Annotated in this window: 6 protein-coding genes; 3 read left to right on the top strand and 3 right to left on the bottom strand. The window is 47.2% G+C overall.

The features are described 5' to 3' along the window. Positions 1-9: 9 nt before the first annotated feature. Positions 10-489: a DNA starvation/stationary phase protection protein gene (locus HRU69_09320; GenBank protein ID QOI97679.1), complete on the top strand. Its 480-nt coding sequence runs from the start codon at positions 10-12 to the stop codon at positions 487-489. On the opposite strand, the gene HRU69_09315 is transcribed toward HRU69_09320, so the two are convergent. Both HRU69_09315 and HRU69_09310 read right to left on the bottom strand, forming a co-directional pair. Beyond that, positions 490-3,297: a PD-(D/E)XK nuclease family protein gene (locus tag HRU69_09315; protein ID QOI97678.1), complete on the bottom strand. Its 2,808-nt coding sequence runs from the start codon at positions 3,295-3,297 to the stop codon at positions 490-492. It abuts the gene before it with no gap. 30 nt (positions 3,298-3,327) lie between these two features. Next, positions 3,328-6,630 (bottom strand): UvrD-helicase domain-containing protein, encoded by a 3,303-nt coding sequence (locus HRU69_09310; GenBank protein QOI97677.1) that lies wholly within the window; start codon positions 6,628-6,630, stop codon positions 3,328-3,330. Between the two features lie 168 nt (positions 6,631-6,798). Here HRU69_09310 and HRU69_09305 point away from each other — a divergent pair, with 168 nt between their 5' ends. Together HRU69_09305 and HRU69_09300 are read left to right on the top strand one after the other, a co-directional pair. Then, the gene (locus HRU69_09305) at positions 6,799-8,994 is read left to right on the top strand and encodes a patatin-like phospholipase family protein (protein ID QOI98877.1); all 2,196 of its coding nucleotides are present in this window, start codon (positions 6,799-6,801) and stop codon (positions 8,992-8,994) included. A gap of 29 nt (positions 8,995-9,023) precedes the next feature. Continuing rightward, positions 9,024-10,928, top strand: a complete 1,905-nt coding sequence (locus HRU69_09300; GenBank protein QOI97676.1) for a tetratricopeptide repeat protein — start codon at positions 9,024-9,026, stop codon at positions 10,926-10,928. Here HRU69_09300 and HRU69_09295 read toward each other — a convergent pair. Beyond that, positions 10,921-12,498, bottom strand: a complete 1,578-nt coding sequence (locus HRU69_09295; GenBank protein ID QOI97675.1) for a D-aminoacylase — start codon at positions 12,496-12,498, stop codon at positions 10,921-10,923. The genes HRU69_09300 and HRU69_09295 overlap by 8 nt on opposite strands. Positions 12,499-12,627 lie beyond the last annotated feature (129 nt).

The following is a 12,627-nucleotide window of genomic DNA, read 5'->3' as shown; positions in this document are numbered from 1 at the left end:
TATTTCTTTATGGCAACAATGAATCACATCGGATTAGATATCGCTAAAAGCCAGCAACTGGCTACCCTGCTTAACGATTTGCTGGCTAATTACTCGGCTTTTTACCAGAATGTGCGCGGCTATCACTGGAATATAAAGGGCGATAAGTTTTTCGAATTGCACCTGAAGTTTGAAGAGTTATACAACGACCTGCTGCTGAAAATTGATGAAGTAGCCGAACGAATTCTAACGCTGGGGTACACACCCCGCCACAAGTTTACCGATTACCTTGGTATTTCAGCAATTACTGAAAGTAATGAAGTAAGTGATGGACACAAGGCCGTAGAAGAGATACTGGCCGCTTTTCAGAAATTACTAACCAAACAGCGGCACATCCTTACGTTATCAGCAGAAATAAATGACGAAGGCACCAATGCGTTGATGAGTGATTACATCCGGCAGCAGGAAAAACTGGTGTGGATGTATTCAGCTTTTCTGAACAAAAGATAATTACCGGTAGCAAATCCGCTGGTAGGGACAATTCTTGCAATTATCAACTACCGGTGTCTGGTCAAAAACAGTGTCCGGATTGAAGAGTTCTTCCAGTAAGGCCTTCAGGCCGGCTTCAAACTCAGGCAACAGGGCATGCACATCGTTTAGCAATTGCTTGCCCGTTTTTAGTCCAAATTCCTTGTCTTCACCAAACAGGGTGGTTGCATTCATCAATCCGGGTACTACCCGATGACCGGGTTGGTTTGTTGTTTTTACATACAGCCAGGCATACAGTAGTGTCTGAAAAGCCGCTTTATTTCGCTTTCCTTCACGGGCAAAGAGTGAGTCAACGGATGTGAAACTCAACTCGTCTTTACCGGTTTTGTAATCCACAATGCGCAGCAAATCATCTTTCTGATCAATGCGATCAATCTTCCCGCCCAGTAACACCCGGCCCACCGGGGCATTAATGGCAAACCTGTGTTCAATAATTTGCTCTACCCCAACCAACGTAAAGGGGGCATATTGTTTGTCGTGTTGAAGAATTTTTTCGATAAACCGCTGAACTATTTCACTAACCAATACTAATTGGCCCTCATATACCACAGGTTTGTTTGGATTGAGGTGGTAGGTTTTGATTACTTCCTTATCGAGCAAGGCCTGAATTAACTTCTCCTTGTTTTCCAAATCGCGCGGTTCAACGATGGGCGAACCTTTCTGTTCCTGCAGCTGCTTGTAAAAAGCCTCCATTACATTATGTACAAAGTTGCCGAGCACGCGGGCATCCATGTCTTCCTCAATCTCATCCGCTTCTTTAATTTTTACAACGTGTTGGAAATAAAATTTAAGCCGGCACTCGATATACGCATTCAGGGCCGAGGGCGACAGGCCGCTGAACTTGCGGTATGTGTTCTTTTCGTTCAGGCTGGCGAGCAACTCCAGAACGGCTTTGTCTTTCCTGACAACAATCGGTTTTACCTCATTTACCCCGATGGTGTTGTGCAAAATGTGGTGTTCAACCTTCTTCCCGCTTTCAAACATCAGTTGCTGCAGGTAGCGGCTCATTTCGCCCTGCCCCAGGATGTCCGTCTCGGTATTATAGAACAGGTAAACATTTTCCGCGCGCTGCATAACCCGGTAAAACAGGTAGGCATAAATAGCATCCTGGTGCTGCAAGGTGGGTAACTCATAGGCTTTGCGGAGGTTGTAGGGAATATAGGACCCCTTATTTCCGCCAGCCGGCAACGCACCCTCATTAAGCGAAAGGATATATACATTTTTAAAATCAAGGTTTCGGGTTTCAAGCACGCCCATTACCTGCATACCCTGCAACGGTTCGCCACTAAACGGTATGCGTACGGTACGCACGTACTGGCGGAAGAACCGTAAAAAGGAAGACAGGTTACCAACCTGATCGCCCAACACCTCATCCATCCGGTTCAGGCACTTCACCATCTGGAAGATGTACTCTTTATCCAAAACACTCATCGCAGCCTGCGCACCCAGCACTTCAAGGCAATTTTTAAGGTAGCCGGTAATGTTGCCTTCAGCAGCCGGAACAAAAATCACCCGGTGCAAAGCGGTTTCGGTGGCCAGAAAATTCTTCGGTATTGAGATCCAATTATGCTTCAGAATCTCTTTATGCTTATTGTATGAGGCATTCGGATCAGCCGAAACCGTGTACGGATGGTTTAAGAGCGACAACACCGGGCGGTGATGAAAGTACTCTTCCTTGCGGCTTATCTGCAATTCAATCAACAACTCAACAAAATTGAACACCGGGGTTGCACTCAGCGAAAAGCCCATGGTTACGTTCAATTTCTCCACGCTGTCAGAAACACTGTGCAACACAGGCAGCAGCAATTTTTCGTCAGGCAATACAATCAAGGTATCTTCGGGTCGATCACCCGAAGCCAGGTTTTCATTCAGCAACTGCCCCATGATTTTAGCCTGACCTACCGGCTGAGCTGCACCATAGAGTTTTATGTTCTTTTGATTCCGGAAATGAGCCGGTGCCTGGTCAAACGTTTTACCCAACACGGTGTGCCGTTGGTATTCGCGGAAGAAATCGCCCGCTTCCTGTATGTTGTTATTCAGGTAGTACTCGTCAACATCCCAGAACACCAACGCATTCCCTTCAACGGCATGCGACAGGATGATTTCTTCGGCTTTGGTAAGCGCATTAAAACCAATAAAAACTTCATTACCCTTGCGGATAACTGCACCGGCCAGAATTTTCTCAGCCACTTCGCGGTGCACCATGCCTTCGTAAGCCACACCTGCCGCTGCCAGGTGTTCGCGAAAGCGGGTATAAACCCTGAACAGGTGTTTCCATACGTGCAGAAATTTCTTCCGGTTTTCGGTTTGCTGCCCGTTGAAATTTCCCCAGAAATCGAGCAGGATTTTTTTTTGTTCCGGGGTCAGGTAATCGAAACCGGCATCCAGTTCCTTCTGGTAACTCAGGTCGCGAAACAGCAGTTCGGCATTCACCAGGTGCTTGTCAAGCTCATCAAAATCGCGCAACAGCATGTCGCCCCAGTAATAAAACCGGTCGAATGACTCAGTGCTGTTTACTGTTTCGGTGTACGCCTTATGCAGCCGGTTCACAAGTTCCAGCTTATCCGTAACCTGAAGAGTTGAAAAACTGCTGATGTATTGCTCGATGGTAAGAAGGTTTGGTGAGAACACCGGCTTTTGAATCAATGCGCCCAGGTGTTTTCGGAAATACAGTATTGCCCTGCGGTTTGGAAATACCAATGTTACCTCCTCAATCCGGGGGTATTGGGCAATTACTTTCTGGGCGGCTTCAAACAAGAAGGGTGTCATCTACTTTACTACTTATTTATCCATGGCGGGTTACAGATCAAGTTCCATTTGGTTATCATCCTTTTTCTTTACTGCCTTACGTTTGCCGGCAGTCACTTCTGCAACTTCACCGGTTCGCACATACAATACATAACCGGAGACATTCGTATAATTCATGGTTTTAATAATTTCCATATAAGCCAGCACTTGCTTTTTATCTTCGCTGGAAGGAGTTCCGGTTTTAAAATCAATTACAACCGCCCGGCTATCCTTTGTAAGCAGCCGGTCAAACCGGCTTTCCTCTCCGCCCGGCAACAGTACCGGCACTTCGGTTCGAATCTCCCAATTGCCATCAAACCAGGAAGCAATAAGCGGATCGGCCAGCAATTGTTGCAATTCTGCCTTAACCTGATCAACCTCGGCTGAGGTAAGCAAGCCATCGTAAATGGCGCGTTGAAGGGCGGGTTCAACATCATTTTTTGTGCGGATGTATGAAAGCAAGGTGTGGATTTGGATTCCGTATTTCACTTTCTCGCCTGTTGCCTCATCGGAATACGGTTTGCCTGCAGAGCGGATAACCAGCTTATCGCGCCAGCGCGACACCGGGTAGTGCTTTAAGGAGATGGGCTTACCTGCATCCTGACGATGCGGGGCAGTATTTGAAGGGAGTTCAAGCGCTCCGTTGCGCCAACATAGTTCAGGTTGATTCCATCTTGCTGTAAGCGAAGGATTGTTTTCAATACAGTACCGAACCAAGGCACTGACATCGTTAATAGTCAACTTGCCCTTATCATTTACAAGCTTTTTATCTGGAGCAAAAATTTTCAAGCCCAGTTCGGCACGGGTAAGTGCTACATAAAGGATATTCAGGTTGTCGAGGTAAATCTGGGTACGTTCCTGCTGATAGTAGGGCTCAAAAACGGTCTCCTTTAACTTGCTGCCGTACTTAACCGACAAGTAACCCGCATCCTTAAACAACGGCATTTCAGACAGGACCCAAAGATTAGGCTGTTTAAAACCGGGGTAGTCGAGTGTCCACGAACAAAAGGGAATGATAACATACTTAAACTGGAGTCCCTTAGCCTTGTGGATGGTAATGATCTGCGCTGCATCAATAGTGCCTGCCGTTTTTACAGAAGTTTCCTCGGAGTCTTCGTGATCCTCCCACCACTCCAGAAAGGCCTGCAGGTCGTTGCGTTCGCGCGTATAAAAATTCAGCACAATATCCTGAAAGGCCTGCAGGTAAGCCAACTCATTTACCTGTTCAGAGAGCCTGAAAATGCGGATGAGCATCTCCGTCATTTCGAAGAGCGGAAGTTTTTTCAGTGATGGTTTTTGGCGGGTGAACTCCTGCGGTAACTGGCTTTCAAAAACCGCTTCGTTTGATACCGCAAAAACATCGGATAAGGCCATACCCGCCTGGTGGATGCGGGCAAACTCATACGCCAGTTCGGCACGGGCTACCGCATCCGCGTGATTATTCAGGTAGCGCATGGCTGCAAGCAGCAGGTTTACCGAAGCGGCACCATCAATTCGAAGCGATTCGTTGGAGATAACGTGGTAATTACAGGCCGGCTTTGCTTCGGCCGAATTTTTATAGTTTAATAAATACGTAACCACCTCCTGCCCTTCCCGGTTGGTGCGCACCAGAATGGCAATGTCTTTCATCTGCACACCGGCCTGCTGCCAGTCTTCGATTGTCTTTACCAACTGAGCTTTTGCCTGATCTTTCCATTTCTCTTCTTTATTCTTCTCATCAGCAATAAACTGAATGTCCACAAAGCCGGTGGTATTATTTTTTTTTTGCTGGCTCACATCGGCATAAGCCGCTTCGGCCAGGCCTGCCCCGGTTTCTTTCGAAAGAAAGGCCGAAGCTGTTTTAAACAATTCATTGTTGAAGGAAATAATGTTGGCCGCGCTCCGGTAATTATCGGCAAGGTTAACCTGTTCAACGCGATCGCCACCCAGTTGCTCCGCCAGTTTTTGCTGAAGTAACGTTAAGTCGCCCCCCCGCCACCGGTAGATGGCCTGCTTCACATCGCCAACAATAACGTTGCGGTGGTTGCTGCTCAGGCTTTCGTTTATGAGGGGCACAAAGTTGAGCCATTGCAGGTTGGAGGTGTCCTGAAACTCATCGATGAGGTAGTTTTTGTAAAATGATCCGATCTTCTCATAAATAAAAGGCGCATCGCTTTCGCCAATCACTTCCTGCAAAAAGTGTGGCGCATCAGCCAGCAGCATCAGGTTATTTTCGGCTTTAAAGGCCTGCAGTTTTTTGGAAATATCGGCCATCAGGCCGTAGGCGTAAAAGTTTTGCAGTACCACTTCGGCCGACAGTGCGCGTTTATAATTTTTTTCGCGGTACTCGAGAATTTCTTTATATAACGGATACAACTCCGCCTCCGAAACGGCCAGAATCTCTTTATAACGTAACGACTGCTTTTGCGGCCAGTTATTCAGATGTTGTAGATCATTTTTTACACGGTCACTTGGCTCGGTGAAGGCTTCAACAGACTTTAATCCGATACATTTTTGAAAGAATTTGTATGCCTCACCATACCAGAAATCTTTTTGCGTATAACCCTTTTGCTTAATAACATCAAAACCCGATTGCGCCAGAGCCTTCACCTCGTTAATAAAAATTGCCCTTATCTTATTCAACTCCGTTAACAGGTCTTTTAAAAACTTGCGGTCGCTGGTTTTGGCAATAAAATCTTTTTCAATACGTCTGAAATCTTCTTTAAGCAGGTCCTTCGAAAATTCAACCAACCCCCTGCGCATATCCCACGGCTTGTCCTCCTCCAGTTTTTTTACGGAAAAGTCAACAACCCAACGCTTCAAATCCGGATCGGTGCCAAGGTCATCAATCAGGTTGTTAACCACTTCCTCCAGTACCGCCTCGTTATCAACTTCCAGGCGGTAATCGCCCGCAAGGCCGGCTTCGCGTGTAAACGAGCGGATGACTTTTTGAAAAAACGCATCGATGGTGCTGATGGAGAACTGGCTGTACTGATGCAGCAGTTGCGTACGCAACTCATGGCAGTTTTCCTTAAACCCGGCATCGCCCTGGCCTAGTTCGCGTTTCAATTCCAGTGCCATCGGGTTATCGCCCCCGTCAATAAAATCATTGAGGTACTGCACAATGCGCTCCTTCATCTCCTGGGTAGCCTTGTTGGCAAAGGTTACCGCCAAAATGTGCCGAAAGTATCCGGCACGGTGCTGAAGCGCCAATTTCAGGTATTCTTTTACCAGCGTGCGGGTTTTACCGCTTCCGGCAGAACTCCGGTAGATTACTAAGGATTTTTCAGCCACAGGCATCGAAGTAAGCGAATGCGGGCAAGAAACTAAAATCATCCGACAAGTTCTGTCGGTTACTCCTGAAAGTAACTGCGGTATAGCATTGCCGCGAAAAAAAACCTATCTTTTACGGGTTTATTTATGAGGAGATTTTACCACTTTTTAGTCGCCCTGTTCTACTCCTTCCCCGTGCAGTTGCTGCTCAACAACTTCAAGCGCAACCAGGTGCTGATTCTGTGCTGGATTGTACTGTTCGCCATGGTTACCGGCAATTTTGGCAAATACCTGGGCATTCCATACCTCTTCCTCGACCCCGAATACCTGAACAAAGTAAATTTTACCAGCTTTTTTATCATTGGCATTGCGGCTGCCGGGTTTACCACGGCATTCCACATTACCAGTTATATTATGGACGGCCACCGGTTTTCGTTTATCGGCACGCTGCCCCGCCCGTTCACCAAGTTCTCGCTCAATAACAGCCTCATCCCGGTTGTTTTTATGGGGCTGTACATTTACCAAATCGTCAGCTTTCAGGTAAACAACCAATACACCACCGGAAAATTGCTGGCTATTAACCTGGCCGGGTTACTTACGGGTTACATACTGATGAAGCTGGCCTTCTTTGCGTACTTCTGGGTAACCAATAAAGATATTTTTAAATATGTGGTGTGCCGCATTGACGAAAAACTTAAGCAGAGCGTTACCGTTACACGGGCAAGTGCCATTAAGAAGCTGGACATCGCGCGGAAAAACCAGGTGCATGTTGAAAACTACCTTGACTACGATTTTAAAATAAAAAAAGTAGAGGATACCAGTTTTTACGATCGCTCAACCATCCTGCAGGTATTCGATCAAAATCATTTTAACCTGGTGGTAATTGAGATTTTGATTTTTGCCCTGGTGCTGGTATTGGGTATTTTTAAAGACCACCCCGCCTTTCAGTTGCCGGCTGCCGCCAGTTTTATGATCTTCCTGACCATTTTTGTAATGCTGGCCGGGGCTTTTGAATACTGGTTTGGCAACTGGGCTGCTACCACCTCGCTGGTTATATTTCTGATTGTGAATCATCTTGTAGGTGAAGATTTTTTTACCAAGCGCTATGAAGCATTCGGACTGGACTATACCACACAGCCGGCAACCTACTCGGTAGAATCACTAAGGCAACTGAACGACAGCGCTAACATTGAGCACGACCGGCAGGCCACATTGGCCATACTCGAAACGTGGCGAAAGAAATTTCCGGCTGATAAAAAACCGCCCATGGTATTTTTATGTGTAAGCGGTGGCGGCAAGCGGGCAGCCCTATGGACGCTGGCTACATTACAGCATGCGGATAGTATTACCAATGGCAGGCTGATGGAGAACAGCATTTTAATAACCGGAGCTTCGGGCGGATTATTGGGCGCTTCGTATTACCGCGAATTGGTACTTCGAAAAAAAAACAACGAACCGGTAAATCCGTATGCGGCTGTTCACCGGCAGAAAATTTCCACCGACAATCTTAACCCGCTTATCTTTTCATTACTGGCCAATGACCTGTTTGTTGGTTTCACCACGTTTCAGTATGCCGGCAATCATTATCAGCGCGACCGGGGCTATACCTTCGAAGAACAACTGAACCAGAATACCGAGGGTTTTATGGATAAACCCATACAGGCGTATGATGAGCCCGAACGGCTGTCGGTTATTCCGATGATCATTTTAACGCCAACCATCATTAACGATGGCCGCAAACTTTTTATTGGTGCCAGGCCGGTAACTTTTATGAATGCCGATATGCTTTCGAATGCCCGTTACGAACAACCCAAAATGAGCGGGGTTGATTTTCACCGGTTGTTCAACGATCAAGGGGCCATGAACTTACGATTCCTTTCGGCCCTGCGCATGAGCGCCACCTTTCCGTACATCACACCCAACACCACCTTGCCCACCGAGCCGCCCATCCAGATTATGGATGCCGGCATCTCCGATAACTTCGGCCTTTCGGATGCCATCCGGTTTCTGTATGCCTTTAAAGATTGGATAGCTGAAAATACTTCAGCTGTCGTATTTGTGTCCATCCGCGATTCGCCAAAACTTGGCACCATCGCCCCGAAAGAAGGCCAAACCATTGTGGACGCCATTACGCAGCCCATCAGTACGGTGTATAACAATTTCGAAAACTTTCAGGACATCAACAGCGACCTGATGATTGGCCAGGCCGGCAGCTGGTTTAAAGGCGAGATTGAGCGGATTGATATCCAGTATCAGGCTGAAAGTTATGTTCCGATACTGCAGCAAATGGACAGCATCAGGCAAAACAATGCCCGGGCTTCGCTAAGCTGGCGCCTGACCACCCGCGAAAAAAACAACATTGTTGAAACACTGAATTCTTCGGCCAACCAGGCCCAGCTCGAAAAACTAAAGAAACTGCTTCAATAGTTTCGGGTTAATCCGTATATCTTTGAATTGTGCGTCAACAGGGTACCATCATACTCCTTCACTGTGCTTCTGTGCTGCTGGCACAACCGGAGGGTATTGACAGCCTTGAAGAAAAGTTGCTTCAAACACCTGAAAAAAACAGGGTGGAACTGCTCGTTCAACTGGCTGAACTGTACTACAGCCCGAACGTAAAAAAATCACTGGAATACAGCGAAAAGGCATTTGCGCTGGCGAAACAATTAAACGATGAACAAGGAGTTTACAAAGCCAGTAAAGTATTAAGGCGCATACACCGGAGGCTCGGGAATTTTGCCGTAGCTCTGGAGTACACCCTTACTACCCTGCCGCAACTGGAGCAAAAAAAAGATACCCTGGAACTGATTGATTCCTACCTGATGCTGGGGAACATTTGTTCATCAATGGAGAACTACCAGGCCGCACACACCTACCTAATCCGTGGAGTGATTCTCGGTAAATCCAAAAGCAGCCCTGAGCTGGCAAATGCCTACACCTTCCTCGGAAGGAATTATGGGAAACAGAAAAAATATGACAGCGCAATCTATTTCATTAAAGCAGCGTTGGCGCTGGAGGGCAACCAGCCCAAAGCCGATTATGGATTGGGCAATGCGTACAACTACCTGGGTGAAGTGTACACTGATTTAGAACGCTACGATGAAGCTTTTTACTACTACAGCCTGGCAAGCATGCTGAGCGAACCTCAACTTAGTTCCTTTGGAAGAACCCTGACATACATAGGCCTTGCACGTGTTTACCTGGGGCAAAAGAATTACCCAAAAGCCATCCGGGCAGCCAACATAGCCATTGACATCGCCAAAGCAAACCACTACCGCGACCGGGCCCGGCTGGCCTACCTGGTACTCTATCAAATTTATGAAGCACAGAATAATTACAAACTGGCGCTTGACTGTTATCGTACGGCCAATCACTATAAAGACAGCATTTTCAGCGAAGACAACCTGCAATACATTGAAAACCTTAAAGTTAATTACGAAACACAAAAACTTGCCCAGCAAAATGAACTCTTGTTAAAAGATACCGAACTAAAAAATGCACGGTTGCAACAGCAACGAACATGGGTATGGGTTGCAGCCGGAGCCATAGGTTTCCTCATCATAGGCAGCTTTTTGCTTTATCGGATTAATATTCAGCGAAGGCAACACAATGCGTTGCTCACCGAATACAATCAATCCCTTGAGAAGGAAGTGGCCCATCGCACCCGCGAACTGGTGCAATCCAACCTGGAACTGGGCCGGCAAAATTCACAACTTGAACAATTCAGTTACATCATTGCCCACAACCTGCGCTCATCCGTAGCCCGGATAACCGGCCTGGTTAATATTCTTTCGAAATTTAACCTGCCCGATAAAGAGATTACCGGAAAACTTTCCGAGGCCGCCCATGAACTGGAAACCATACTGGACGACCTGGTAAAACTCATTGAACTGAAAAACAGTTCGAACGCGTTTGAACAGGTTAACCTGCCCGACCGGTTTGAAAAAGTTTGCCTCGTGCTTCGGGATAAGCTCAAAGAAGTAAAACCTGAAATTGAAACAAGTTTCCGCGAACAGGTGTGCCATGCCATACCCGCCTACATCGACAGTATATTTTACAACCTGTTAAGCAATGCACTGAAATACCGCCAACTGCAAAGGCCGCTCATCGTGCGGGTAACTTCATGGCGCGATGACGGAAAAATTTTTCTGTCATTTTCGGATAACGGCTCTGGATTTGATTCAGATTTGTTAAAGGACAGAATCTTTAACCTGAATGAACGTTTCCATACGCAGGCCGATGGGAAAGGAATGGGCTTATACCTGGTTAAAACCCAGGTGGAAGCGATGCAGGGTTCCATTTATGTTGAAAGCAAAGTAAACGAAGGAACAACCTTTCGCATTATGCTACCGGTTACTTAACTGCCGGCTGGAGCTTCAGCGAAACTCCGTTGCGTACGCCCGTATGTTTTCCTGCTTCGGCCGTTACCTGCCCGTTTACAATAATGTACGAAAAACCTGATGCATAGGCATGCGGACGTTCAAACGTAGCGCGATCGCCAACGGCCTTCTCATCAAACACTACAATATCGGCTGCCATGCCTTCACGCAGCAGGCCGCGATCACGCAAATTGAATTTGGTTGCCGGCAAGGAAGTCATCCTGCGGATGGCTTCCTCCAGGCGGATGAGTTTCAACTCGCGCACATACGTTCCTAATACCCGCGCATTGGTGCCATAGGCCCGGGGGTGCGGCATGCCTGCTCCGTACTTGTTTATACCGGCATCGGAAGCAAACATGTTATAGGGGTATTGCAGTATCCTGCGAAGGTCGCCCTCATTCATACTGAAATAAACCATCTGCACCCGCTCGGTAGAGGCAATCAACTCAAGAATGGTTTCGGCCTCTTCCAGTGGTTTTGTTTTGCGGCCTCGTAGTTTATTTATCTCTGTTATACTCTTTCCGTTATACGTACTATCGGGTGCATAGCGGGCCACAACGGCATAGCTGTAATTTTTCAGTTGTTTTTTCTTCAGCATATCGGCCATTTCCTGTTTGATACGTTGGCGGGTTTTAGGATCATTAAGTCGAATCATCACTGAATCGCGGCCACCGCCAAACACCCAGCTTGGCACTGTGGTACTTAAAGTTGTACTGCTGGCTACATACGGGTACTGATCAACGGTTACCTCTATACCTTCCAGCCGGGCCTTTTCAACCTGCGCAATCGTTGAAACCGATTTGCCCCAGTTGGGTTTGTAGGTAACTTTAAAGTGCGAAATCTGCACAGGCAGCTTAGCCTGCCGGCCGATATTGATAGCCTCCTCAACTGCTTCGGTTACATTATCACCTTCATCGCGGATGTGCGAAGCATACACGCCTCCAAAACGGGAAGCGGCCTTTGCCAATCCAATCACTTCCTCAGTTTTTGAATATGTTCCGGGCACATAAATCAGCCCGGTTGATAAACCCACGGCACCATCCAGCATACCGTGTTCAACCAGTTTCTGCATCTGCTCCTGCTCGGCCGGAGTCGGATCGCGCTGCGCATCGCCCAGTACCGCCCTGCGCACGCTGTTGTGCCCGATAAGCATGGCTACATTAATGGATGTTTTAACGCTATCCAGTTGATCGAAGAATCGTTTTACATCCACAGCGGAGCCACCACAATTTCCGGTAACAACGGAAGTAACACCATCCAGAATAAAATTGCCGGCTGTGGGCACTTCCAGTACACTGCCTTCAATGTGAGTATGCACATCAATAAATCCCGGGGCAACAATTAAGCCGGTTGCATCAATTGTTTTACTTGCTTGCTGATAGTCAAGCTTGCCGATAGCCACAATGCGGCCCTCGCGAATGCCCACATCGGCATAAAACCAGGGATTGCCGGTGCCATCGATGATTTTACCGTTTCTAATCAGCAAATCATACGACTGTGAAAAAGAAGTTATTGAAGCAACCAGAAATAAAGATAAAGTCAGAAGGCGCATAGTCAGCAGATTTAACTTTTCTTCAAGATAAGCGGGAATTTAATGTCCTTCAAACAGAAAACAATGACGGTTCTGCCACCTGACCAGCGGAAAAAAGAGGATAGGATTGATGGATTTACACCAATCCTA

The organism is Flammeovirgaceae bacterium (assembly GCA_015180985.1).
Taxonomy (GTDB): domain Bacteria; phylum Bacteroidota; class Bacteroidia; order Cytophagales; family Cyclobacteriaceae; genus UBA2336.
Note: the sequence above shows the minus strand (reverse complement) of the source record. Positions and strands in the feature narration are given on the sequence as shown.